The sequence below is a fragment of the Aeromonas sp. PrichA-15 genome (assembly GCF_017939245.1).
GTDB lineage: Bacteria > Pseudomonadota > Gammaproteobacteria > Enterobacterales > Aeromonadaceae > Aeromonas > Aeromonas caviae.
In genome coordinates this window covers 55,554-81,393 of sequence record NZ_JAGKRH010000020.1, presented here as the reverse complement: position 1 = coordinate 81,393, position 25,840 = coordinate 55,554, and the positions used below count along the sequence as shown (strand labels likewise).

The 25,840-nt window shown below is 60.7% G+C and carries 23 protein-coding genes; 12 read left to right on the top strand and 11 right to left on the bottom strand.

The features are described 5' to 3' along the window. From J9889_RS03600 to J9889_RS03590, 3 genes are all read left to right on the top strand, one after another. Positions 1-137 (top strand): transposase (locus tag J9889_RS03600; protein ID WP_210538105.1); only part of this gene is annotated, 137 nt, incomplete at its 5' end. A 102-nt stretch (positions 138-239) separates the two neighbouring features. Next, entirely contained in the window at positions 240-1,886 is a 1,647-nt protein-coding gene (locus J9889_RS03595) for a methyl-accepting chemotaxis protein (RefSeq protein ID WP_143238133.1), read from the top strand. A gap of 144 nt (positions 1,887-2,030) precedes the next feature. Then, positions 2,031-2,213, top strand: a complete 183-nt coding sequence (locus J9889_RS03590; protein ID WP_017779057.1) for a hypothetical protein — start codon at positions 2,031-2,033, stop codon at positions 2,211-2,213. A 73-nt stretch (positions 2,214-2,286) separates the two neighbouring features. Here the strand turns inward: J9889_RS03590 and lpdA are convergent, their stop codons facing one another. The 5 genes from lpdA to ampD all read right to left on the bottom strand — a co-directional run bounded on the left by lpdA (position 2,287) and on the right by ampD (position 10,236). Next, complete coding sequence (lpdA, locus tag J9889_RS03585; RefSeq protein WP_010675812.1) at positions 2,287-3,714, bottom strand: dihydrolipoyl dehydrogenase; 1,428 nt, start codon at positions 3,712-3,714, stop codon at positions 2,287-2,289. Positions 3,715-3,862: 148 nt separating this feature from the next. Continuing rightward, positions 3,863-5,758 (bottom strand): pyruvate dehydrogenase complex dihydrolipoyllysine-residue acetyltransferase, encoded by a 1,896-nt coding sequence (gene aceF / locus J9889_RS03580; protein WP_128296222.1) that lies wholly within the window; start codon positions 5,756-5,758, stop codon positions 3,863-3,865. Positions 5,759-5,878: 120 nt separating this feature from the next. Then, the gene (gene aceE, locus J9889_RS03575) at positions 5,879-8,539 is read right to left on the bottom strand and encodes a pyruvate dehydrogenase (acetyl-transferring), homodimeric type (RefSeq protein ID WP_201921357.1); all 2,661 of its coding nucleotides are present in this window, start codon (positions 8,537-8,539) and stop codon (positions 5,879-5,881) included. 83 nt (positions 8,540-8,622) lie between these two features. Next, on the bottom strand, positions 8,623-9,387 hold the full coding sequence (gene pdhR / locus J9889_RS03570; RefSeq protein WP_010675815.1) for a pyruvate dehydrogenase complex transcriptional repressor PdhR: 765 nt from the start codon (positions 9,385-9,387) through the stop codon (positions 8,623-8,625). A 276-nt stretch (positions 9,388-9,663) separates the two neighbouring features. Further along, positions 9,664-10,236, bottom strand: coding sequence for a 1,6-anhydro-N-acetylmuramyl-L-alanine amidase AmpD (ampD, locus tag J9889_RS03565; protein ID WP_109421774.1), 573 nt, complete (start codon positions 10,234-10,236; stop codon positions 9,664-9,666). A 128-nt stretch (positions 10,237-10,364) separates the two neighbouring features. Here ampD and J9889_RS03560 point away from each other — a divergent pair, with 128 nt between their 5' ends. The 9 genes from J9889_RS03560 (at position 10,365) to yacG (ending at position 18,104) form a co-directional block, all read left to right on the top strand. Further along, a complete protein-coding gene (locus tag J9889_RS03560; protein WP_042015101.1) occupies positions 10,365-10,835 on the top strand; it encodes a retropepsin-like aspartic protease in 471 nt (156 codons plus the stop codon). Positions 10,836-10,838: 3 nt separating this feature from the next. Next, complete coding sequence (gene nadC / locus J9889_RS03555; protein WP_042864860.1) at positions 10,839-11,702, top strand: carboxylating nicotinate-nucleotide diphosphorylase; 864 nt, start codon at positions 10,839-10,841, stop codon at positions 11,700-11,702. A gap of 310 nt (positions 11,703-12,012) precedes the next feature. Continuing rightward, complete coding sequence (locus J9889_RS24455; protein ID WP_282597934.1) at positions 12,013-12,474, top strand: prepilin-type N-terminal cleavage/methylation domain-containing protein; 462 nt, start codon at positions 12,013-12,015, stop codon at positions 12,472-12,474. A 3-nt stretch (positions 12,475-12,477) separates the two neighbouring features. Then, on the top strand, positions 12,478-14,184 hold the full coding sequence (tapB, locus tag J9889_RS03545; RefSeq protein ID WP_210555977.1) for a PilB family type IVa pilus assembly ATPase TapB: 1,707 nt from the start codon (positions 12,478-12,480) through the stop codon (positions 14,182-14,184). 127 nt (positions 14,185-14,311) lie between these two features. Then, positions 14,312-15,553: a type II secretion system F family protein gene (locus J9889_RS03540; protein WP_010675822.1), complete on the top strand. Its 1,242-nt coding sequence runs from the start codon at positions 14,312-14,314 to the stop codon at positions 15,551-15,553. A gap of 77 nt (positions 15,554-15,630) precedes the next feature. After that, positions 15,631-16,506, top strand: coding sequence for an A24 family peptidase (locus J9889_RS03535; protein WP_183148984.1), 876 nt, complete (start codon positions 15,631-15,633; stop codon positions 16,504-16,506). An 18-nt stretch (positions 16,507-16,524) separates the two neighbouring features. Then, on the top strand, positions 16,525-17,139 hold the full coding sequence (gene coaE / locus J9889_RS03530) for a dephospho-CoA kinase (RefSeq protein ID WP_039040500.1): 615 nt from the start codon (positions 16,525-16,527) through the stop codon (positions 17,137-17,139). Positions 17,140-17,176: 37 nt separating this feature from the next. Beyond that, complete coding sequence (gene zapD, locus J9889_RS03525) at positions 17,177-17,899, top strand: cell division protein ZapD (protein ID WP_010675825.1); 723 nt, start codon at positions 17,177-17,179, stop codon at positions 17,897-17,899. Positions 17,900-17,909: 10 nt separating this feature from the next. Then, complete coding sequence (gene yacG / locus J9889_RS03520) at positions 17,910-18,104, top strand: DNA gyrase inhibitor YacG (protein ID WP_010675826.1); 195 nt, start codon at positions 17,910-17,912, stop codon at positions 18,102-18,104. A 57-nt stretch (positions 18,105-18,161) separates the two neighbouring features. Here the strand turns inward: yacG and mutT are convergent, their stop codons facing one another. The 6 genes from mutT to ftsZ form a co-directional block, all read right to left on the bottom strand. Then, the gene (mutT, locus tag J9889_RS03515; RefSeq protein ID WP_171864957.1) at positions 18,162-18,566 is read right to left on the bottom strand and encodes an 8-oxo-dGTP diphosphatase MutT; all 405 of its coding nucleotides are present in this window, start codon (positions 18,564-18,566) and stop codon (positions 18,162-18,164) included. 8 nt (positions 18,567-18,574) lie between these two features. Continuing rightward, a complete protein-coding gene (locus J9889_RS03510; protein ID WP_210555976.1) occupies positions 18,575-19,759 on the bottom strand; it encodes a tetratricopeptide repeat protein in 1,185 nt (394 codons plus the stop codon). A gap of 65 nt (positions 19,760-19,824) precedes the next feature. Then, a complete protein-coding gene (gene secA / locus J9889_RS03505) occupies positions 19,825-22,545 on the bottom strand; it encodes a preprotein translocase subunit SecA (RefSeq protein WP_069785548.1) in 2,721 nt (906 codons plus the stop codon). Between the two features lie 57 nt (positions 22,546-22,602). After that, positions 22,603-23,508: a M23 family metallopeptidase gene (locus tag J9889_RS03500; RefSeq protein ID WP_210555975.1), complete on the bottom strand. Its 906-nt coding sequence runs from the start codon at positions 23,506-23,508 to the stop codon at positions 22,603-22,605. Between the two features lie 140 nt (positions 23,509-23,648). Further along, a complete protein-coding gene (lpxC, locus tag J9889_RS03495) occupies positions 23,649-24,572 on the bottom strand; it encodes a UDP-3-O-acyl-N-acetylglucosamine deacetylase (RefSeq protein ID WP_124813883.1) in 924 nt (307 codons plus the stop codon). A 102-nt stretch (positions 24,573-24,674) separates the two neighbouring features. Next, positions 24,675-25,826 (bottom strand): cell division protein FtsZ, encoded by a 1,152-nt coding sequence (ftsZ, locus tag J9889_RS03490; RefSeq protein WP_005305686.1) that lies wholly within the window; start codon positions 25,824-25,826, stop codon positions 24,675-24,677. Between the last annotated feature and the right edge of the window lie 14 nt (positions 25,827-25,840).

Sequence of the window (25,840 nt, the reverse complement as noted above, 5' to 3'; positions counted from 1 at the left end):
ACTACCCGATGCACACGAGTGTGCTGGAAGGGGTGAACAACAAGATCAAAGTGATAAAGCGCATGGCATATGGATTTAGGGACTCAGAATACTTTTTTCTGAAAATCAAGGCGGCCTTCCCCGGAAAGCCGCGATGAACCTTTTTTCACCGGGTCGACAGGGAATACCGACCCCCATGACGGCGAACCGTCATGACGAGCCGCTACAGTAGCGACACAGCAACACACCAAGGAGTCAACATGCTGGCAGGCAACCTCACCATCAAAACCCAACTGATCCTGGCCGTCACCGTGCCCTGTCTCGCCCTGCTGCTGGTTGGCGCCGCCAGTCTGCGCAGCATGGACAACATCAGGCAGCAGGCCGAAGAGCTGTTCCAGAATACCGCCACCCCCATGCGGGCCATGGCGGAAGTGGCCTCCCGCATCCCGCGCATGCGCGTCGGCATCGACATGATGCTGCTGCAGGACACCTCCCTGCGCGACGAAAAGGGGGTGCTGACCCGGGTCAAGGAGACCCGCGAGGAAGACATTCCCGAGATGCGCCAGGCCATGGAGCAGGCCGTCAAGGCCCAGGTCGATCCGGACGCCCGGGCCAAGGCCCAGACCCTGCTCGATCAATTCACCCGGGTGGAGCGGGATGAGCTGACCCCCATGTTGCAGGCGCTCTCTGACAACAAGATGGACGAGGCACGCGCCATCTACCGGGATCGCTACAGCCAGAGCTACGGGGTCATGCGCAAGGGCGCCAATGAGCTGCTCGACGGGTTGATAGGTCAGGCCCAGCATCGCAACGACCTGAGCGAAAACAGCTATGACAGCGGTCGTACCCAGATGATCGCCATCATCGTCATCGCCATCGCCATCTCGCTGCTCGTCTCGACCCTCATCCTCATCGGGCTGCGCCGCCGGGTCTCCTTCCTGCAATCCCATATTGGCGAAGTGGCCCGCCACCTCGCCCTCGACAGCCGCGCCAGTCTCACCGGCAAGGACGAGCTGGCCGAGATTGCCCACAGCTTCAACCAATTCGTGACCCGGATCCACGGGGCCATCGTGCAGGTGGCGAGCAACTCCCGCCAGGTAGCCGCCACCGCCAGCGAGGTGGCTGCCAAGGCCCAGCTCACCCAGCACAACTGCACCGCCCAACGGGATCGCACCGTCCAGGTCGCCACCGCCATCCACGAGATGGGGGCCACCGTCACCGAGATCGCCGGCAATGCATCCCTGGCAGCCGACGTCGCCAAGCAGGCCAACGAGCAGGCCGATGCGGGGGCCCAGGTCGTCGCCCAGGCCCGTCACGGCATCGTCGGCCTCTCCGGTGAAATCGAACAGGTCGCCGGGGTCATCGAGTCACTGGCGAGCCAGACCGACTCCATCGGCAGCATCCTCGACACCATCCGCAGCATCTCGGAGCAGACCAACCTGCTTGCCCTCAACGCCGCCATCGAGGCCGCCCGCGCCGGCGAGCAGGGCCGTGGCTTCGCCGTGGTGGCCGACGAGGTGCGCAACCTCGCCAGCCGCTCCGCCGCCTCCACCGCCGAGATCCAGGGCATGATCAACAGCCTCCAGGAGCAGAGCGCCCGCGCCGTCAGCGCCATGGCCCAGGGGCGCAACCAGAGCCTGCGGGTGGTGACCCAGGCCGACGAGGCCAACGGCGCCCTCGACCAGATCACCGGGCACATCACCCAGATCAGCGACATGAACATCCAGGTCGCCACCGCCACCGAAGAGCAGTCGAGCGTGGTGGGCGAACTCAACCGCAACGTGGAAGACATCAACCAGCTCACCATGGAGACCGCCGATATCGCCCATCACCTGACCGAGTCGAGCCGCAACCTGCAGCACCTCTCCGGCGAGCTCGACAAGCTGGTCGGCAACTTCCGGCTGTAACTTTTGACTCCCATTTCATCACCCGACAGAGGGCGCAGCGGCGCCCTCTGTCGCCACCACGGCAAGCCGTGACGCAGGCGCTTTTGCGCCACCTCCACCGGCTTCTGAAAATGCCCCATAATCAGGAAAATGAGAGGAGGAGTTATGGGCAAGCTGGTCGTGATGATAGTGCTGGGGGGGCTGCTCAGCGCCTGCAGCAGCGGGCCCGTGCGGGTGCACGGTGCCGACGTGAGCGTGGACGATACCCGGATCCGGGTCAGCGACGGGGATCGCGGAGGCTACGGTACCTTCTGCCCACCGGGACAGGCCAAGAAGGGGCGCTGCTGACCGCTGGGTGCCGAAAGACAGACAACAAAAAGCCGCTCCATGGAGCGGCTTTTCTTATGAAACGGGCAGAAGATTATTTTTTCTTCTTGGCCTTGGCGTTCGGCAGGTCGGTGATGGAGCCTTCGAACACTTCGGCAGCCAGACCCACGGACTCGTGCAGAGTCGGGTGAGCGTGGATGGTCAGCGCGATGTCTTCGGCGTCGGCACCCATCTCGATGGCCAGACCGATTTCACCCAGCAGTTCACCGCCGTTGGTACCCACGATGGCACCACCGATGACGCGGCCGCTCTCCTTGTCGAAGATCAGCTTGGTCATGCCGTCGGAGCAGTCGGACGCGATGGCGCGACCGGAGGCAGCCCACGGGAAGGTGGCGACTTCGAAGTTCAGACCCTGTTGCTTGGCTTCCTTCTCGGTCAGACCCACCCAGGCCATCTCAGGCTCGGTATAGGCGATGGACGGGATCACTTTCGGGTCGAAGTAGTGCTTCTTGCCGGCGATGACTTCGGCCGCCACGTGGCCTTCGTGTACACCCTTGTGGGCCAGCATGGGCTGACCGACGATGTCGCCGATGGCGTGGATGTGGGCCACGTTGGTACGCAGCTGCTTGTCCACTTCGATGAAACCGCGCTCGTTGACGGCAACACCGGCCTTCTCGGCATCCAGCATCTTGCCGTTCGGCACACGACCCACGGCAACCAGCACGTTGTCGTAGCGAACCGGCTCGGCCGGGGCGTGCTTGCCTTCGTAGGAGACGTACAGGCCGTCTTCACGGGCTTCAACGGCGGTGACCTTGGTCTCCAGCATGATGTTGAATTTCTTGGCAACGCGCTTGGTGTAGATCTTGACGATGTCTTTGTCGGCAGCCGGTACCAGCTGGTCGGCAAATTCCACCACGTCGATCTCGGAACCCAGGGAGGAGTACACGGTACCCATCTCCAGACCGATGATGCCGCCACCGATGACCAGCAGCTTGCCAGGAACGGTCGTCAGTTCCAGCGCATCGGTAGAGTCCCATACGCGGGGGTCGTCATGGGGGATGAACGGCAGCTTCACCGGACGGGAACCGGCGGCGATGATGGCGTTGTCGAAGGTGACGGTGGTCTTGCCGTCGGCGCCTTCCACTTCCAGCGTGTTCGGACCGGTGAACTTGCCGAAGCCGTTCACGACCTGGACTTTACGCATCTTGGCCATGCCAGCCAGACCGCCGGTCAGCTGGTTGATGACCTTCTCTTTCCACAGACGCACCTTGTCGATGTCGGTCTGCGGGGCACCGAAGACGATGCCGTGCTCGGCCAGCGCCTTGGCTTCTTCAATGACTTTGGCGACGTGCAGCAGTGCCTTGGACGGGATGCAACCCACGTTCAGGCAGACGCCACCCAGGGTGGAGTAACGCTCGACGATAATGGTATCCAGACCCAAGTCAGCCGCACGGAAGGCAGCGGAATAACCGGCAGGGCCAGCACCCAGTACTACGACCTGGGTTTTGATTTCTTTACTCATCATGACCTCTTTGTCGTTCTTATATCCCCGGACAGCACAGTCTTATGCCAAACAAGGCCGCTGCAGCCGTGAAAAAAACGGGGCAAGTTTACAATCCTGTTAACGAAATGAGAAGCAAAAAGGGCGGGCTCTGGGCCCGCCCTCTCACTTACAGGACCAGTCGACGAATGTCGGACAACACACCACTCAGGGTGGTGATGAAGCGGGCACCGTCGGCGCCATCGATGACGCGGTGGTCGTAGCTCAGAGCCAGCGGCAGCATCAGGCGCGGCACAAACTCTTTACCGTTCCACTTCGGCTTCATCTCGGACTTGGAGACGCCCAGGATGGCCACTTCCGGCGCGTTGACGATCGGGGTAAAGCTGGTACCGCCGATGCCACCCAGGCTGGAGATGGTGAAGCAACCGCCCTGCATGTCGGCAGCGGTCAGCTTGCCAGCACGGGCCTTCTTGGAGATCTCGGCCAGATCGCGGGACAGCTCGTGGATGCCCTTCTTGTTGACGTCGCGAACCACCGGAACCACCAGACCGTTGGGGGTATCCACCGCCACACCGATGTGGATGTACTTCTTCATGATCAGCTTGCTGCCGTCTTCGGACAGGGCGCTGCAGAAGCGCGGATGGGCTTCCAGGGCCTTGGCGGCCGCCTTCAGGATGAACACCAGCGGGGTGATCTTCACGTCCAGCTTCTGCTTCTCGGCCAGGATGTTCTGCTCTTTGCGGAACGCTTCCAGATCCGTGGTATCGGCTTCGTCGAACTGGGTGACGTGGGGGATCATGGCCCAGTTGCGGTGCAGGGCAGGACCGGAGATCTTCTGGATACGGGTCAGTTCCAGCTCTTCGACAGGGCCGAACTTGCTGAAATCAACCTTCGGCCAGGCCACGACGCTCATGCCGTTGCCAGTACCGGTGCCGGCAGCCGGAGCGGACTCGGCGCGCTTGACCGCATCCTTCACGTAAGCCTGCACGTCTTCTTTGACGATGCGACCCTTGCGACCGGAGGCTTTCACCTTGGCCAGGTTGACACCGAACTCGCGCGCCAGACGGCGTACAGCCGGGGAGGCGTGGACATAGGCGTCGTTGGCCACGAAATCGGAGGCGGCAGCAGCCTGGGCAACCGGCGCAGGAGCGGCGGCAGCCGGCGCGGCAGCAACAGGCGCTGCGGCAGGAGCCGGAGCAGCCACGGCAGCCGGAGCGGCACCCGCCACTTCGAATACCATGATCAGGGAACCGGTGGAGACCTTGTCACCCGCCTTCACCTTGATCTCCTTGACCACACCGGCGAACGGTGCAGGCACTTCCATGGAGGCCTTGTCGCCTTCCACGGTGATCAGGGACTGGTCGGCTTCAACCTTGTCACCCACGGCGACCATGATTTCGGTCACTTCCACTTCGTCACCGCCGATGTCCGGCACGTTGACGTCCTTGGCACCGGCGGCAACCGGAGCAGCGGCAGCCACTGGGGCAGCAGCAGGAGCCGGCGCAGCAACAGCGGCCGGGGCTGCGCCCGCCACTTCGAAGACCATCACCAGGGAGCCGGTAGAAACCTTGGCGCCGGCGGCAACCTTGATCTCGACCACGCGACCGGCGAACGGTGCAGGCACTTCCATGGAGGCCTTGTCACCTTCCACGGCGATGATGGACTGGTCGGCTTCAACCATGTCGCCCACGGCAACCATGATGTCAGTCACTTCGACTTCGTCACCACCGATGTCCGGCACGTTGACGTCCTGGCGAGCGGCAGCAGCAGGAGCGGCGGCCGGCGCGGCAGCAACCGGGGCAGCAGCCTGGACCGGAGCCGGTGCGGCAGCGCCCTCGGCTTCGAAGACCATGATCTGGGAACCGGTGGCAACCTTGTCGCCCACCTTGATCAGGATCTCTTTGACGATACCGGCGGCGGGGGCCGGGACTTCCATGGAGGCCTTGTCACCTTCCACGGCGATCAGGGACTGGTCCAGCTCGACCTTGTCACCCACGGCCACCATGATCTCGGTGACTTCAACTTCATCGGCACCGATATCCGGCACCATAATCTGTTTGGACATTGCGCTTTATCCTCTTGCGTGCATTCGCGTGGCTGCCTGAGCATCACCACGCGCATCCCGCGTTATCCGTTTAAACCCAGGCAAGGTCGCGCCGGATACCCGGCGCGACACTCAATCCTCTTACGCGTACAGCGGGTTGACCTTGTCGGCATCGATGCCGTACTTGGCGATGGCTTCGGCCACAACCTGCTTGTCTACCTCGCCGCGCTTGGCCAGTTCGGTCAGGGCAGCAACCACTACGTAGAACTCGTTCACTTCGAAGTGACGACGCAGGTTGGCACGGCTGTCGGAGCGGCCGTAACCGTCGGTACCCAGTACACGGTAGTTCTCGGTCGGAACGAAGGCACGCACCTGATCGGCGAAGGACTTCATGTAGTCAGTCGCAGCGATGGTGGCTTCGCTGCCCAGTACCTGAGCGATGTAGGGCACACGCGCTTCGGCGGTCGGGTGCAGCATGTTCCAGCGATCCGCGTCCTGACCGTCACGAGCCAGTTCGTTGAAGGAGGTGACGCTGAACACGTCGGAACCCACGCCGTACTCGCTGGCCAGGATCTGGGCGGCAGTGCGCACGTGACCCAGGATGGAACCACAACCCAGCAGCTGTACCTTGGCCTTGGTACCGGCCACGGATTCCAGCTTGTAGATACCCTTGCGGATGCCTTCCTCGGCGCCTTCCGGCATGGCCGGCATGGCGTAGTTCTCGTTCAGGGTAGTGATGTAGTAGAACACGTTCTCCGGGTTCTCACCGTACATGCGGCGCAGGCCGTCCTGTACGATCACCGCCACTTCGTAGGCGTAGGACGGGTCGTAGGAGATGCAGTTCGGGATGGTGCCGGCCAGGATGTGGCTGTGACCATCTTCGTGCTGCAGACCTTCGCCGTTAAGAGTGGTACGACCGGAGGTCGCGCCCAGCAGGAAGCCACGGGCTTGCTGGTCGCCGGCTGCCCACGCCATGTCGCCGATCCGCTGGAAGCCGAACATGGAGTAGTAGATGTAGAACGGGATCATCGGGCAGTCGTTGGTGCTGTAAGAGGTTGCAGCAGCCAGCCAGGAGGACATGGCGCCCAGCTCGTTGATACCGTCTTGCAGAACCTGACCCTGCTTGTCTTCCTTGTAGTAGGAGACGATGTCGCGGTCTTGCGGGGTGTACTGCTGACCGTGCGGGCTGTAGATACCGATCTGGCGGAACAGGCCTTCCATACCAAAGGTACGGGCTTCGTCAGCCAGGATCGGCACGATGCGCTTGCCGATGGACTTGTCTTTCAGCATCACGTTCAGGGAACGCACGAACGCCATGGTGGTGGAGATTTCGCGCGCCTGTTCGCCCAGCAGCGGACCGAAGGCATCCAGCGCCGGGATTTCCAGCTTGGTGGTGCTTTCGCGCAGACGGGTCGGTACATAGCCCTTCAGTGCGGCACGACGGGCGTGCAGGTACTTGTGCTCTTCGGTACCCTCTTCGATCTTCAGGTACGGCAGGTTTTCCAGCTGCTCGTCGGTCACCGGCAGGTTGAAACGATCGCGCAGGTGACGCACGGAGCCCAGATCCATCTTCTTGACCTGGTGAGCGATGTTCTTGCCTTCGGCCGCTTCGCCCATGCCATAACCCTTGATGGTCTTGGCCAGGATCACGGTCGGCTTGCCCTTGGTCTCTGCGGCCTTGGTGAAGGCGGCAAACAGTTTACGGGGGTCGTGACCACCGCGGTTCAGGGCGAAGATCTCCTCGTCGGTCATGTCTTTGACCAGCGCGGCGGTTTCCGGGTAACGGTTGAAGAAGTGCTCGCGAACGTAGGCGCCGTCGCGGGACTTCATGGTCTGGTAGTCACCGTCCACGGTTTCGTTCATCAGCTGGATCAGCTTGCCGGAAGTGTCTTTCTTCAGCAGCTCATCCCACTTGCGACCCCAGATGACCTTGGTGACGTCCCAGCCGGCGCCGGAGAACAGGCCTTCCAGCTCGTTGATGACCTTGCCGTTGCCCACAACCGGGCCGTCCAGACGTTGCAGGTTGCAGTTGACCACGAACACCAGGTTGTCGAGCTTTTCACGCACGGCAACGGTCAGGGCACCCTTGGCTTCCGGCTCGTCCATCTCGCCGTCACCCAGGAAGGCGTAAACGGTCTGCTCGGAGCAATCCTTGATGCCACGGTCGGTCAGGTACTTCAGGAAGCGCGCCTGATAGATGGCGGCGATGGGGCCCAGACCCATGGAGACGGTCGGGAACTGCCAGAATTCCGGCATCAGTTTCGGGTGCGGGTAGGAAGGGATACCCTTGCCATCCACTTCCTGACGGAAGTTGTCCAGTTGCTCTTCGGTCAGGCGACCTTCGGCGAAGGCACGGGCGTAGATGCCCGGGGAGATGTGACCCTGGAAGTAGACCAGATCGCCACCGTCCTTCTCGTTGCGGGCACGGAAGAAGTGGTTGTAGCAGACTTCATAGATGGTCGCGGAAGAAGCGAAGGAAGACATGTGACCACCCAGGTCCAGGTCTTTCTTGGAGGCGCGCAGCACGATCATCATGGCGTTCCAGCGGATGATGGCGCGAATGCGGCGTTCCATTTCCAGGTCGCCCGGGTAAGCCGGCTCGTCGCTGGACGGGATGGTGTTGATGTAGTCGCGGTTTGCCTTGGCAGCCACGTCCACACCGCTTGCGCGGGCTTTCTCGGCCAACTGTTCAAGGATGAACTGAGCGCGTTGCGGACCCTCTTCACGCAGCAGGGATTCCAGAGAGGCAAGCCACTCCAGCGTTTCTATCGGGTCCACATCGTTCTTCAGGATATCAGACATGGCTGGTTCCTATGTTGTTGTGATTGCACGGCATTGCACGGCGAAGGGCGCAAGCATTCGACAATTAAGAAAGCCTTGTGGGATTAGTTTTCCTGCTGACGGATCCGACGCATGGATCGCTGGATCCGGCTGTCTTCCCTCTGCATATCCAACAAGGTGTCCTCGATAAAGGCCAGGTGCTCATGACAAGCAGCCCTGGCCCGCTCCGGAGCCCCCGACAGGATAGCCTCGATCAGGCTCGCACGATGGCGACGGATCTTGGCGACCACTCCCGGACGGCGATTCAAAATTTCGTTATTGCGTAAAATGTTCTGCTCGAGCATGGGGCCCATGGCCCGCAACAGGTGCAGCAGCACCACGTTGTGGGAGGCCTCGGCCACGGCCAGATAGAACTGGGTCACGGCGGCCGATTCGACCACCAGCGACCCTTGCTGACCGGCTTCTTCGATGGCGGCTTGCGCCAGGCGAATCCGTTCGAAATCAGCCTCGGTGCCCCGCAGCGCCGCATAGTAGGCACAGATGCCTTCCAGCGCGTGACGAAACTCCAGCAGGTCGTACTGGGCTTCCGGGTGAGTGCTGAGCAGTTCGAACAGGGGGTCGGCGATCCCCTTGCTCAGGGCATTTTGTACGTAAGTGCCACCGCCCTGACGACGATACAAGAGTCCTCTCGCTTCCAGGCGCTGGATGGCTTCGCGCAAGGAAGGGCGCGACACCTGAAACTGGATGGCGAGTTCCCGCTCGGGCGGCAACTTCTGGCCCGGCTGCAGGCTGCCTTCCAGAATCATGCTTTCCAGCTCGGCGACAATGGCGTCGGCCAGCTTGGGCTGAGTTATCTTGATATAGGGCATGAGGCTACTTTGTTAAATTGGTATTACCAATTTTATGGTTGGGGCGAAAATTAGCAGAGGGCTTGAAAAAAGTCCACCCAAAAGATGATCTGAATCAAGAAGCCAGGCTGCCACTTTGGGGGTAAAAACGCGGAATCATGATATAGCTCATAGAAAATGGTCTGACCAATATTTGTGAGCTTGCTCACCGATAACATTTGTTCAACAGCATGAACAATGGCTTGCCAGACAAGGCAAGCCATTGATTCTAAAAACACAAAATAATTTTTAGATTTTTCACTCAAAGTGGAGCTTTTCCCGATAGCGAGGCCATTCGAAACTGTCACCTGGATCCGTCTTGCGGCCCGGCGCGATGTCGCAGTGGCCGACGATACGGTCCGCCGTGATGGCGGGATAACGGTGAACAATCGCCCGGCTGAGGTCCGACAGCACCTCGTATTGCTTGTCGCTGTAGGGAAGCTCGTCGGTCCCTTCCAGTTCGATCCCGATGGAAAAATCGTTGCACGCCTCCCTCCCCTCCCAGCTCGAGACTCCCGCATGCCATGCCCTGGCGCCAAAAGGCACGTACTGTACCAGTTCCCCATCGCGGCGGATCAGGCAGTGGGCCGAGACCCTCAGTTGATGAATACCGGCGAAATAGGGGTGAGCACCGGGATCGAGCCGCCCCAGAAACAGCTCGTCGATAAAGGGGCCACCAAACTGCCCGGGGGGCAGGCTGATGCCGTGTATCACCAGCAAGGAGACATCCTCCGGGCTGAGCCTCTCATTGTGATGGGGGGAAGGCACCTTGCGGGCCTGCTCGCACCATCCTTCTCGATCGATGGAAAACAGGGTTGTGGGTTGTGTCATCGTCTGCTCGACTCACAAATGGAAGCGATGTGCCTCTGGCGGGATGGGAAAACTGGGAACAAGTCTCTGAATTCATGGATAACGCTATGTTAGGCTGAGCCATTCACTCGCGCGATATGGGACACACTATGCACCCGATGGCACGCCGTCTCTGGCTGCTCGCCTGGCTCTCGCTGCTGGGTCTGCTGACCCTCTACTTTCATGGTCGTGAACAACCGTCGGTGACCGCCAGCGGCGATCTGCTGCTCAGGGCCGATGCCAGCGGCCATTATCGTCTGGAGGGTGCCATCAACGACCAGCCGGTGCAACTGCTGCTGGACACAGGAGCAACCCGGGTGACCATACCGAGCCAGGTGGCCGCCCGGCTCGGCCTCGTCGCCACGGGCCGCAGCCGTGTCAACACGGCAGCCGGAGAGATCCAGGTCGAAACCGGCCGGATCGAAAGTCTGGCGATGGGTCCGCTGACCCTGTACGATTTGTCCGTCTTTATCAATCCGGCTGCCGACGGGGAGGAGATCCTGGTGGGCATGAATGCCCTGGGCAGGCTGGAATTGCGCCAGAAAGACAGGCAATTGCTTCTCAGACCCTTGCAGGAATAAGGCATGTTACAACAGGACATCCGCCGCGCCGTGCGCGCCGCACTTCTCGAAGACTTGGGCGATGCCCTCACCGCGCTGGATCAACCGGATGCCAGCGCCGACATCACGGCCCAGCTGATCCCGGCCGATCGCATCTCGACCGCGCGAGTCATCACCCGCGAGGCGGGCGTCTTCTGCGGCCAGCCCTGGGTCGACGAGGTGTTTGCCCAGCTCGGTGGCGAAGTGAAGGTCGAGTGGAAAGTGCAAGATGGTGAACGCCTTGCCCCCAATCAGGAGCTGTTCCGCCTCCATGGCCCCGCCCGCGTGCTGCTGACCGGCGAGCGCAATGCGCTGAACTTCGTGCAGACCCTTTCCGGGGTCGCCACCCTGACCGCCCGTTATGTGGCCGAGCTGGAAGGCACTGACTGCCGCCTGCTCGATACCCGCAAGACCCTGCCCGGCCTGCGCAGCGCCCAGAAATATGCGGTCACCTGCGGCGGCGGCAAAAACCACCGTATCGGTCTGTTTGATGCCTACCTCATCAAGGAGAACCACATTCTCGCCTGCGGCGGCATCGCTGAAGCAATCAGCGAAGCGCGCCGTCTCAATCCGGACAAACCGGTGGAAGTCGAGGTCGAATCCCTGGCCGAGCTGGAGCAGGCCCTGGCCGCACGGGCCGACATCGTGATGCTGGACAACTTCGACATCCCCATGATGCAGGAAGCCGTTCGCCTCAATCAGGGCAGAGCCAAGCTGGAAGTCTCCGGCAACGTCACCCTCGATACCCTTGCCGGATACGCCGCGACCGGGATCGACTTCATCTCGGTGGGAGCGCTGACCAAGCATGTGCGGGCACTGGATCTCTCCATGCGCTTTGTCGAGGCTTGAGCAAGCCCCATCCGTTGCTCGTGCCCAAAAATATTACAGGGCTCGAAACTTGCAAAAGGCGCCATCGGCGCCTTTTCTTTATGCAGGATCCCACGACATAAGGAGTATGAAGATGAGCCCTCCCGCCTCATGACAAGTGCCAATAGAAGCCATTTAATCTTTGATTTTTCTACACATTTCACTAAATGACATAAAAGTGGCTAACAAGGTCCCCGCCTCTGTTACCAACCCGAAGCGCTCGGATAAGATACCAGCGTGGATAGCATTCCACCGGTGCTTATCAGGAAACATGGAAAAAAGGATATTTGACATGAAAAGACAGTCAGGGTTTACGCTAATCGAATTGATGATCGTCGTTGCGATCGTCGCCATCCTCGCCGCCATCGCCTTGCCGGCGTATCAGACCTATACCAAACGAGCTAAATTCTCAGAAGTAATTGCAGCTATAGGCCCAGCAAAAACAGCTATAGAGGTGTGTGTCCAAGGAGCTAGAGACAACGCAGAAATTATGAATACTTCGACTGGCTGCGGAGCAAGAGCCTTTGCTGCTCTTTCTGCAGCAGTTGATAACCAAGAGTATGTTAAGACTCCCGTTTCTACCGATGTTACAACTGCCGGTGCAATTACAGTCAGATCCTCAGCTACTTTTGATTCTGCCAAAGAATCAACATACATACTAAGTGCAAGCCCAGCATTAACAACTTCTACAGTACCTGGTGAACAAATAAACTGGGTCACGTCTGGAACCTGCAAGCAAGATGGCTATTGCTAACGCATGACCTCTAGCCTCAATAGCGGCCTGGCCACCAGCCTGGCCGCTTCTTCCCTCCTCAGTGAGCCGGACTCACAGCGCTATCTGAGCCAGGCCAAGGCGCAGCGCAAGCCCTTTGTCACCTTCCTGATTGAAAACGACATCCTCGACAGCAAAGCCCTCGCTGATTTCTGCGAGCTGGAATATGGGGTACCTCTGCTGGATCTGGCGGCCTTTGATCTCGCCGAGATCCCGCAGAAATACCTCAATCAAAAGCTGATTGAAAAGCACCATGTCCTGCCCATCTACACCCAGGGGCATACCCTCTATATCGCCATGTCCGATCCGACCAATGTGTCGGCTCTGGAGGATTTTGGCTTCAGCTTCGGCCTGCATACGGAAGCCCAGCTGGTTGAAGAGAGCAAGCTGACCGCCGCCATCGGCAAGCTGATGGAGAGCGAGCAGGATACCCTGGGCATGGATCATATCGACGAGGCCGAGATCTCCGAACTCGAGGTCTCCGACGAGAGTTCCCGCCTCGACGAGAGCGTCAACACCGCGGACGATGATGCCCCCATCGTCAAATACATCCACAAGATCATGATGGATGCCATCAAGCGCGGGGCCTCCGACCTGCATTTCGAACCCTACGAGACCAAGTACCGGATCCGCTTTCGGGTAGACGGCATACTGCACGAAGTCGCCACGCCGCCGGTCAACCTGGCCAACCGCTTCGCGGCTCGCCTCAAGGTGATGGCGCGGCTCGATATTGCCGAACGGCGCCTGCCCCAGGATGGCCGCATCAAGCTCAAGATCTCACGCAACAGATCCATGGACATGCGGGTCAACACCCTGCCCACCATGTGGGGCGAAAAGATCGTGATCCGGTTGCTGGACTCCTCGGCCGCCCGGCTCAATATCGATCAACTCGGCTTTGATGACCGGCAGAAGACGCAATACCTGCACGCCCTCTCCAAACCTCAGGGCATGATCCTGGTGACCGGCCCGACGGGGTCAGGCAAGACGGTCTCACTCTATACCGGCCTCAACATCCTCAACACCAGCGAGGTCAATATCTCCACCGCCGAAGATCCGGTCGAGATAAACCTGCCCGGCGTCAACCAGGTGCAGATCAATCCCAAGGCGGGGCTCACCTTCGCCAGCGCCCTGCGCTCCTTCCTGCGCCAGGATCCCGACATCGTCATGGTGGGGGAGATACGGGATTTGGAAACCGCCGAGATCGCCATCAAGGCCGCCCAGACCGGTCACCTGGTGCTCTCCACCCTGCACACCAACTCGGCGGCAGAAACGCTCACCCGGATGATGAACATGGGGGTGCCGGCCTTCAACATCGCCTCTTCGGTCACCCTCATCATGGCCCAGCGCCTTGCCCGCAAACTCTGCGATCACTGCAAGGCGCCGGAAGTGGTGCCGGAAGCCGAGTTGCTGGAGCTGGGCTTCACCCAGCAGCAACTGGCCGCCGGTTTGCGGCTGTTCAAACCCGTGGGATGCAAGGAGTGCTCGGGAGGCTACAGAGGCCGGGTCGGCATCTATGAGATCATGCTGATGTCCGACAACATCGCCAAACTCATCATGCAGGGAGCCAACTCGCTGCAGATTGCCGCGATAGCCCAAAAAGAAGGGATGCGCACCCTGCGTACATCCGGCCTCGAGAAAGCGCGTCTTGGCGTCACCAGCCTGGCCGAAATCAACAGGATCACCACCAACTGAGTTCGCAGTGCCCGTGTCATCTCGCCAGGTGAAGCCGCTGCCATCACCCCGATGACCTTCTTCAAGCCAAGATGAGCCGGACAGGCAGCAGCATCCGGCCAACGTCGCCCAATTGCAGGATGCAGTGATGGCCACATTAGCTCAAAAACGCAACGCACCGAAAAAAGTCTTCTCCTACCGCTGGCACGGCGTCAACCGCAAGGGACAGAAGGTCTCCGGCGAGCTGCAAGCCGACAGCATCACCACCGTCAAGGCCGAGCTGCGCAAGCAGGGCGTCAACGTCACCAGGGTCAGCAAGCAGAGCCAGGGGCTCTTCTCCAAGGGCGGCGCCAAGATCAAGCCGATGGACATAGCCGTCATCTCCCGCCAGATCACAACCATGCTCTCCGCCGGCGTGCCTCTGGTGCAAAGTCTTCAGATCATTGCTCGCGGCCACGAGAAAGCGGCGGTGCGCGAGCTCATCGGCCAGATCGCCGCCGATGTGGAAACGGGCACCCCGCTCTCGGAGGCGTTGCGCCGCCATCCCCGCCACTTCGACGACCTCTATTGCGACCTGGTCGAGGCCGGGGAGCAATCCGGTGCCCTGGAGACCATCTACGACCGTATCGCCATCTACCGCGAGAAGAACGAAGCCCTCAAATCCAAGATCAAGAAGGCCATGTTCTATCCGTCCATGGTCATTCTGGTGGCCATCGTCGTCACCTCCATCCTGCTGCTCTTCGTCATTCCCCAGTTCGAGGATATCTTCAAGAGCTTCGGTGCCGAGCTGCCCGCCTTCACCCGGTTCGTCATCGCCATCTCCCGCTTCATGCAGGAGTGGTGGTACGCCATCTTTGGCGGCGCTGCTCTCGCCGTCTTCCTCTATGTGCGGGCCTGGCGAAAATCCCAGAAGGTCAGGGACAACACGGACAAGTTCATCCTCACCATTCCCGTGGTGGGCAACATACTGCACAAGGCGGCCATGGCCCGCTTTGCCCGCACCCTCTCCACCACCTTCTCCGCCGGTATCCCGCTGGTGGATGCCCTGGTCTCGGCGGCCGGAGCATCCGGCAACTATGTCTATCGCACTGCGACCATGGCCATTCGCAACGAGGTGGTGGCCGGCATGCAGATCAACGTCGCCATGCGCACCGTGGATCTTTTCCCCGACATGGTGACCCAGATGGTGATGATCGGTGAGGAATCCGGCGCCATCGACGACATGCTCTCCAAGGTCGCCGCCATTTTCGAACAGGAGGTGGACGACATGGTCGACGGCCTCACCAGCCTGCTCGAACCCATCATCATGGTGGTGCTCGGGGTGCTGGTCGGCGGCATGGTCGTGGCCATGTACCTCCCCATCTTCAAGCTGGGCTCTGTGATACACTGACCCCCTCGACAGAGGGCCGGGCGGTGCATTTCCCCCGGCCATCTGCCATCCCCGTTCCCGACACAAGCGATTGATCTATGGTGCCTTTGATCGAACTGGCCCAGGGCTTGCCCTGGCTCTATCTCTCCTTGATTTTCCTTTTCTCCCTGATGGTGGGCAGCTTCCTGAACGTGGTGATCCATCGCCTGCCCATCATGATGGAGCGGGCCTGGCATGCCGAATACAGCGACTATTTCGGTGACGGTGAAGAGACTCCTCCTGCAACCGGACGATACAACCTCATGGTACCTCGCTCCCGCTGCCCCCACTGCGACCACCCCATAGGGGCGCTGGAGAACATTCCCCTACTGAGCTGGCTATGGCTCAGGGGGCGCTGCCGCAACTGCCACGCCCCCATTTCGGCTCGCTATCCCCTGGTCGAGCTGCTCACCGCCCTGCTGTCGGTCTCGGTAGCAGCCGCGCTTTCCCCCGGCTGGGGCACCCTTGCCGCTTTGTTGCTCACCTGGACATTGGTCGCACTGACCTTCATCGACCTGGACAAGATGCTCTTGCCGGATCAGCTCACCCTGCCCCTGCTCTGGGGTGGCCTGCTGTTCAATCTGGCGGGCGGTTTCGTGCCCCTGGCCGATGGGGTGGTCGGCGCCATGGCGGGTTATCTGGTGCTCTGGAGCCTCTACTGGGCCTTCAAGCTGCTGACCGGCAAGGAAGGGATGGGCTATGGCGACTTCAAACTGCTGGCGGCGCTGGGCGCCTGGCTCGGCTGGCAAGCCTTGCCCATCGTGCTGCTGCTCTCTTCGCTGGCGGGCGCCATCATCGGCATCGGTCTCATCCTGCTGCGCAACCACCACCAGGGCAAACCCATTCCCTTTGGCCCCTATCTCACCATCGCGGGCTGGATAACGCTGCTGTGGGGCGATAGCATCACCCGCTGGTATCTTGATGTCGTGCTCTAGCAAAAGGATCTCTGACCCATGTATGTAGTCGCAATCACTGGGGGAATCGGCAGCGGCAAGACCACGGTTGCCAACCGCTTTGCCGAGCTGGGCATCGAGGTGGTGGATGCGGACATCATCGCCCGCGAGGTAGTGGAGCCCGGCACCCCTGCTCTGGCTGCCATCGCCGCCCATTTTGGCCCGGATGTCGTTGCCCCCGATGGCCAGCTCGATCGCCGCCGGCTGCGAGAGCGGATCTTCACCGATTCGCAGGCCAAGGAGTGGCTCAATGCCCTGCTCCATCCCCTCATCCGCACCGAGATGCTGCGCCAGTGTGCGGCAACCCGCTCCCCCTACTGCCTGCTGGTCGTCCCCTTGCTGGTGGAAAACAGGCTCACTTCCCTCGCCGATCGGGTACTGGTGATCGATGTGGACGAAGCGACACAAATCGAGCGTACCTGCCGCCGCGATGGCGTCAGTCGGGAACAGGCCCAGGCGATACTGGCGTCCCAGGCGAGCCGCAGCGAGCGCCTTGCGATGGCCGACGACGTCCTGGACAACCAGAGTGGTACGAGTGAGACCATCTGGCAGCGAATTTTCGCCCTGCACCAGACATATCTGGCATTTGCCTCTCAACAAGCCCACCAACTGTGAGTACACTAGGCCGGTTTATGGCTGGCCAGGATTAGGCATGATTTACGATTTTCCCCTCAATGAAAAAAGCCGGACCTATCTTCGTCTGGAGTCCCTGTTTTCCCAGATCCGCGACAATCTGGAGAGTGACCAGTCCTGGGCACATATCGCCTTCTTCAAGGGGTTGTTCGATTTGCAGGAGTTGCTGGAGCGTGGTGACCTGCGTGCCGATCTCATCAAGGATCTGGAGCGCCTCGGCCAACGCCTGAGCCACTGGGCCAGTCTGCCTGACGTCGATCTCGAGCAGATCCAGCGGATGCAGCAGGAGAGCACCCAGCTCTCCCGCAACCTGCTGAACTCCCCGCGCCCCGGCGCCCGTCTGAAAGAGGATCGCCTGCTCGGCTCCATTCGTCAGCGCTTCTCCATTCCGGGTGGTCTGTGCGCCTTCGATGTGCCGCAACTGCACCACTGGCTGGCGACCCCGGCCGTCACCCGCCACCAGCAGATGCAGCAATGGCTGAGTGACATCACCCTGCTGATGAACGCCATCTCCCTGTTGCTGCGCCTGTGGCGCGAGTCGGGCAACTTCAGCGACCAGGTGGCCACCAACGGCTTCTTCCAGGATACCGCCGAAGGGGCTGAACTGATCCGCATCCGTCTGGCGGGCACCCAGCCCTGCTATCCGACCCTGAGCGGCCACAAGAACCGCTTCGCCCTGCGCTTCCTGCCGACGACGGAGCAGCAGATAGGCGACGTCTCCTTCCAGCTCGCCTGTTGTTGAGGAGCGCCCCATGGTGACCAAGGTAAAGTGTCCGACCTGTCAGAGCGAGATCGAATGGGGTCCGCAGAGCCCGTTTCGCCCCTTCTGCAGCAAGCGCTGCCAGCTGATCGACCTCGGCGAGTGGGCGGATGAACAGAAGCGCATCCCGGGCGAGATCAACCCGGATCTGCTGCCCGACCCGGAACGGGGCGATCCCTGGCAATAAACACTTCACGATCAAAAAAGGGCCCTCAGGCCCTCTTTCGTTGGTATCGATTCCCTTTCAGGCAAGCGAGGCCTGCAACCGCGCGACGATGGGGCCGTTGGCATCCGGGAAGCGGTATTCGTGCAGCGAGGCCAGTGGTACCCAGCGGCACTCCTGTCCCTCCTTGCCAAAGGGCTCGCCGTGGAAACGGGTCACCTTCCAGATATCCAGCAAGACCTGCTTGTCGGGGTAGTCGTGGTGCAGCTCCATGAAGGGGGCACAATCCTGCACCCGGATCCCGATCTCTTCCCACAATTCCCTGTCCAGCGCGGTGAGCAGATCCTCCCCCGACTCCACCTTGCCACCGGGAAACTCCCAGCGGTCCCCCTGATGGCGATCGGCTGAGCGTTTGGCGATGAAGATATCGCCCCGTTCGTTCTCGATGACGCCCACCGCCACCCAGATCCGTTTCTTCTGTTCCATCATTGTCCTCAGCGTAAACACGGCAAACGGGCGATCCAGGGAGCAAGCCGAATGGCCTGCTGATCCCCCCGGGCCCTGAAGAGATCCTGCCCGACATGCTCATTGCCCGGCGGCGCAACCTGCGGCCAGGGCACAGCACCGGGCGGAGTGAAACACCGATCGTGCACCCGCGCGCTCTGGCGCAGATAGCGCCATAAACAGTCTCGCAAGAACCACTGGTCGATGTTCGGTGTTTCCATGGTACTGGGCTGATAGCTCGCCATCAGCGGCGCAAGGGGAGGTAGCACACCGGCCACACCGCCCCACATGCCGGCCAGCACCAGATCGGTGTGGCTCCACCAGTCACGCATGATATGGAACCAGCGCCCCGATGCAAGCCAGTCATCGACCGCCAGCCGCTCCCGCAGATTCAGCACGGAGTCCGCATCGCGCACAAGGAAGCGCCCCACTCCGGGATCATTGGCGACCAGGAAGCGCCAGCAGAGGCGCTGACGCTGGGATTGGCCATCGGGCTGCACCTTTATCTCTGCGCCATGTTCCTGCAGGCAGGCCAGAAACCCCTGAGAGACACTGCCATCCACATAAAAGCGCACCCGCCAGCCCGGATAGAGGTAAGCTGCGGCCAGCACATTGTCGAGCGCTCCCCGCAAATAGCGGGGCTGTACCCCCCACAAGGAGAAGGCGATGACTGCCTGCTTCTCCCCCTGCTCCGCGAGCCAGACATCCGGCCCCTCTGCCGGCAGCACCCACCCCGCGACGGGCTGCGAGACGGCCTCATCCTTGAGAGTCAGGGCACGGGTTCCCGCTTGTGCCGCTTCTTCATGGCGTCCTAGCTTGGCAAGGGAAGTGCAAAGCCCGTCATGGACCAGATAATCATCCGGCTCGCGCCGCACCAGTTCGACCAGGTGCGTCACGGCCCGCTCATGTTGATCGGAGCGCGAGAGGCAGACACAGAGATTGCGCAGCACCTCAGTGTTATCGGGCGCGGACCGGTACGCCAGCGTCAGCACCTGTGCCGCCGAGGCGGGATCGCCGGACAAAAAGAGGTAATAGGCAAACTGCAGTTGCAGGGGAACGGATTTGTTCGTCTCTTCGTTCAGCCTGCTCAGCACACAACGGATCGCCTCCTGGCGTCTCTCCTGCAGCCAGTGCCCATGTGCCTCCCCATCCCATCCCGCCGGCAATCTGCTCATCGTCCCCTCCTTGGTCCGAAAATGAATACACCGCCCGGAGGCGGTGTATTCATCATGGCAGGGTGTCAGGTCAGCTGACCGTGACAGTGCTTGTATTTTTTACCCGAACCACAGGGGCAGGGATCATTGCGCCCGATCTTCTGCTCGTCGCGCACGAAGGTGGTATGGCCCTCGGCCCCACCCGTATCCTCGTCAGCCAGCTGGTTTTCGGCCGTGGCATGGGTGTAGGTACGGGGAGCGGCTTCGGCCTGCTGGCGCTGCTGCTCTTCCATCGCCTCCACATCCCGCTCCTGCACCTGTACCCGGCTCAGGATACTGACCACGTCGCGCTTGAGGGTCTCCAGCATCTGGGTGAACAGATCGAAGGATTCGCGCTTGTACTCCTGTTTGGGGTTCTTCTGTGCGTAGCCGCGCAGATGGATGCCCTGACGCAGGTGATCCATGGCCGCCAGGTGCTCCTTCCACAGACCATCCAGCGTTTGCAGCATCACCGCCTTCTCGAAGTTGCGCAGCACCTCCTTGCCGACCAGCTCTTCCTTGTGGGCATAGAGCTTGGTGGCTTCATCCAGGATGCGTTCACGCAGCTTCTCTTCATACAGCTTGTCGTCTTCCGCCAGCCACTGCTGCAACGGCAGATCCAGGGCGAAATCGGACTTCAGACGCGCTTCCAGACCCGGCACGTCCCACATCTCTTCCAGGGACTGGGGCGGGATGTACTCGTCGATGATGGCGCCGTAGACGTCGTCACGGATGACGTGAATGGTCTCGGAGATGTCGTTGGTGTCCAGCAGTTCGTTGCGCTGCTCGTAGACCACCTTGCGCTGATCGTTGGCCACGTCGTCGAACTCGAGCAGGTTTTTACGGATGTCGAAGTTGCGACCTTCCACCTTGCGCTGGGCATTCTCGATGGCCTTGGTCACCCAGGGATGCTCGATGGCCTCGCCCTCTTCCATACCCAGCTTCTTCATCATGCCGGTCACGCGGTCGGAGGCGAAGATCCGCATCAGGGTATCTTCCATGGAGAGGTAGAAGCGGGAGGAACCCGGATCACCCTGACGACCGGAACGGCCGCGCAGCTGGTTGTCGATACGGCGGGATTCGTGACGCTCGGTACCGATGATATGCAGACCACCGGCCGCCAGTACTTCGTCATGACGCACCTGCCAGGCCGCTTTCAGCTCGGCAATCTGCTCGCTTGACGGGTTTTCCAGCTGGGCGATCTCCGCCTGCCAGTTGCCACCCAGCACGATGTCGGTACCACGACCGGCCATGTTGGTGGCGATGGTGACAGCGCCGGTCTGGCCGGCCTGGGCGACGATCTCCGCTTCCATGGCATGGAACTTGGCGTTCAGTACCTTGTGCGGGATATTTTCCTTGGTCAGGATGCCGGAGAGCAGCTCGGAGTTCTCGATGGAGACGGTACCGACCAGCACGGGCTGGCCGCGCTTCACGCACTCGCGAATGTCCTGCACGATGGCCGCGTATTTCTCCTGGGCGGTCAGGTAGACGAGATCGCCCATGTCCTTGCGCACCATCGGCTTGTTGGTCGGGATGACCACGGTATCCAGGCCATAGATCTGCTGGAATTCAAAGGCTTCGGTATCCGCAGTACCGGTCATGCCCGCCAGCTTGTCGTACAGACGGAAGTAGTTCTGGAAGGTGATGGAGGCCAGGGTCTGGTTCTCGTTCTGGATCTTGACCCCTTCCTTCGCCTCGACCGCCTGGTGCAGACCGTCTGACCAGCGACGACCCGGCATGGTGCGGCCGGTGTGCTCGTCGACGATGACGATCTCGTCCTTCTGGACGATATAGTCGACGTTGCGCTCGAACAGGGTGTGCGCGCGCAGGCCGGCATTGACGTGATGCAGCAGGCTGATATTGGTGGCGGAGAACAGGGAGTCATCCTCGGCCAGCAGTCCCTCTTTCTTGAGCAGCTCTTCCACGAAGATCTGGCCGTTTTCGGTCAGCAGCGCCTGGCGGTTCTTCTCGTCCACCGTGTAGTGACCGTCGCCGGTGTACTCCTCGGAGTCTTCCTTGTCCTGCTTGACCAGCAGCGGGATCAACTTGTTGATCTGGGTGTACATGGCGGAGCTGTCTTCCGCCGGACCGGAGATGATGAGCGGGGTGCGGGCTTCATCGATGAGCACCGAGTCCACCTCATCCACCAGCGCGTAGTTGAGCGGACGCTGTACGCGCTGCTCCGGCGAGAATGCCATGTTGTCGCGCAGGTAGTCGAAACCGAATTCGTTGTTGGTACCGTAGGTGATGTCGGCAGCGTAGGCATCGCGCTTCTGGGATGCATCCATGCCGGGCACGTTGCAGTCCACCGTCATGCCGAGGAAGGCGAACAGCGGGCGGTTGGCTTCCGCATCACGCTTGGCCAGATAGTCGTTCACCGTCACGACGTGCACACCGCGGCCGGTCAGGGCGTTCAGGTAGGCCGGCAGGGTCGCGGTGAGGGTCTTGCCTTCACCCGTCTTCATCTCGGCGATACGGTTGGAGTTCAGCACCATGCCGCCGATCAGCTGGACGTCGAAGTGGCGCATGCCGAACACCCGGCGGGAGGCTTCACGCACGGTGGCGAAGGCCTCCGGCAGCAACTGCTCCAGGGTCTCACCCTGCTCCAGGCGCTGGCGATACTCGGCGGTCTTGGCCTGCAGCTCGCTGTCGGACAGTGCCTCGAACTGAGGCTCCATCGCATTGATCTGTTTTACAATTTTGCGCAAAGCCTTGAGCGTTCTGTCGTTCCGGCTGCCGATAATCTTGGTGAGCAGTGTGCTAATCATGGGTACCAACTGTTTTGGTTATATAAGCGTTCCGTCACTGGAACCTGAAGAAAAAACCTAACCCCGTCTGGCATTCAGAAAGCGCGCGGGGTTGACCTGACGACCATCTTTCAACACTTCGTAATGCAAATGAACTCCGGTTGCACGACCGGTTCGCCCCATCAGGGCAATCTTCTGGCCCTCATCGACCAGGGTGCCCACATCCACCAGTAACTTGGAATTGTGGGCATAGCGGGTGACCAGACCATTGCCATGGTCGATTTCCACCATGTTGCCAAATTCAGGGTGACGGCCAGCCCAGCTGACGATCCCCTTGCCGGTCGCCAGGATGGGCGTGCCGGGCTTGCCACGGAAATCCACCCCTTTGTGCATCTTGGCGCGACCGTTGAACGGATCGACCCGCCCACCGAAACCGGAGGAGATCCAGACACGCTCCTGCTTGACCGGTGAGCCGGGGATGAAACCCGCATCGGTGATATGGTGGTTCATGATGAAGGATTCAAGTACCGACAGCTGTTCTTCGCGGCTGCTGAGCTGACGGCTGAGGTGTTCCATGGAATCTTGCAGTTCACCCAGGCTGACTTCCAGGTCTGCATCGTAGGAAGGGCCGCCCATGGGGGGCAGCTCCTTGAAGTTGAACTCCTCGGGATCGAGGTCCGCCTTCTCGGTCAGGCGCTCGCCGAGGGCGTTGAGGCGACCAAGTTGTCCCTGCATGGTGCCCACCTGGGCGGCCAGCATGGCAAGCTGTTCGCGGGCTTCATCGGCCCCTTGCGTGGATTTTTGCTGCTGCGCCAGGGTCAGCGCCACTTCCAGCGCCTCCATTTTCTGCTGCCAGCTCTGCCAGAGCCAGCCGCCCCCCAAGGCCAATACAGTGAAGATAATACCGCCGACCCAGGCCAGACGTTGTTTGGGTAAGTGCAACCTGCGGCGCTGCTTACCGTGGAGGATCAGGGTAATACTCATAGAAATCTGTCTTCTCGGTCAGGTGAGGCCAAGGGCCTGCACGGGCAATAAAACCGGGAGATAATCGGTATTAAAGGATGGAATAAACAAATGACAGGACGTCGGTGCGGAGAGATGACCGACGTCCTGTTGCACAGCTATCAGGCCAGAACCAGACCGTTGTCGTAGTAAGCGATAGGCGCTTTGTCGCCCTCACCCTCGAAGGTCACCAGTTCCCAGGCCTCCTGCTGGGCCAGCAGGGCACGCAGCAGCTTGTTGTTCAGGGCATGGCCCGTCTTGTAGGCACGGAATTCACCGATGATACTGCGATTGCACATGTACAGATCGCCGATGGCATCCAGCATCTTGTGCTTCACGAACTCGTCTTCGTAGCGCAGACCATCTTCGTTCAGCACCCGGTAGTCATCCAGCACCACGGCGTTTTCCAGGCTGCCGCCCAGTGCCAGGTTCTGGGAACGCAGGTACTCGATGTCACGCATGAAGCCGAAGGTACGGGCACGGCTGATCTCTTTCACGAAGGAGCTGCCGGAGAAGTCCAGCACGCAACGCTGGTTGCGGCCTTCAAACACCGGATGCTGGAAATCGATCTCGAGATCCATCTTGAAGCCGTTGCGATAGGGGTGGAATTCCGCCCACTTGTCGCCGTCTTCAACCCGGATGCTCTGCTTGATCCGCACGAACTGCTTCGGCGCGTTCTGTTCACGAATACCCACTTCCTGCAGCAGATAGATGAACGGATGCGCACTGCCGTCCATTACCGGGATCTCGGGGGCATCAACCTCGACATAGAGGTTGTCGATCCCCATCCCGGCCAGAGCGGCAGACAGATGTTCGATGGTCGACACGCGAACACCGGCTTCGTTCACCAGTGCGGTACAAAGCACGGTATCGCGCACCTGATCGGCATTGGCTGGCAGCTCTACCACAGGATTCAGATCGGTACGCAAGTAAACGATCCCTGTGTTAACAGGCGCCGGACGGAACGTCATTGTGACTTTCCGGCCCGAATGCAGGCCGACACCGGTGGCCTGGACACTCGTTTTCAAGGTTCTTTGTCTAATCATGGGCGTATCCGCTTTAACAGCTCAAATTCCTGACCAGATGGTCGTTGCCGGGCCATCTTAGCACAATCCTTAAGCAACAAACAAACCAGAGCCATCAGAGGCTTAGTCTGCCTGCTTGCGCAGGAACGCAGGAATATCGAGATAATCCGGTTCGCGACGAGCTTGCGGCTCGGCGTTCACCACCTTGGCCGGGGCCTCTTCCATCACGCGAGACTGCAGGGCTTCGCTGATCAGGGGCTGACGGGCCGGACGCTCTTGAACCATGTTGTTCTTCACCAGAGTGATGTCGGGCTTGCGCTCGGCACCGATACCGGTCGCCACTACGGTAACGCGCAGTTCGTCGTGCATTTCCGGGTCGATTACGGTACCCACCACCACGGTAGCGTTCTCGGACGCGAAGGCCTTGACCGCGTTACCCACGGTCTCGAACTCTTCGATGGTCATGTCCATGCCAGCAGTGATGTTGACCAGGATGCCGCGGGCACCGGCCAGATCCACGTCTTCCAGCAGCGGGCTGGAGATGGCCTTCTCGGCCGCTTCTTCGGCACGGTCGTCACCGGAGGCGGAGCCGGTACCCATCATGGCGGTACCCATCTCGCGCATCACGGTACGCACGTCCGCGAAGTCGACGTTGATGAGGCCCGGGCGGGTGATCAGCTCGGCGATGCCCTGTACTGCACCCAGCAGCACGTCGTTGGCCGCCTTGAAGGCGTCCAGCAGGGAGATGCCACGGCCCAGCACCTTCAGCAACTTGTCGTTGGGGATGGTGATCAGTGAGTCGACGTTCTTGGAGAGCTCTTCGATGCCGTGAGCGGCGAAGCCCATCCGCTTCTTCCCTTCGAAGGAGAACGGCTTGGTCACGACGGCAACGGTCAGGATACCCATCTCGCGGGCCACTTCGGCCACGATCGGGGCAGCACCTGTACCAGTACCACCACCCATGCCGGCAGCGATGAACACCATGTCGGAACCGGTCAGCAGCTCGCGCAGCGCTTCCCTGTCTTCCATGGCGGCGTCACGACCCACTTCCGGGTTGGCCCCGGCACCCAGACCCTTGGTGATGCCACCGCCGATCTGCAAGGTGGTATTGGCACTGGAGTTGCGCAGTGCCTGGGCGTCGGTGTTCACGGTGATGAACTCGACCCCTTCGATGTTTTGACGAACCATGTGCTCGACTGCGTTGCCGCCGCCGCCACCCACACCTATCACCTTGATGACGGCTTCGTCAGTGTGGCTATCCATAAATTCAAACATGTTGTCTCTCCGCT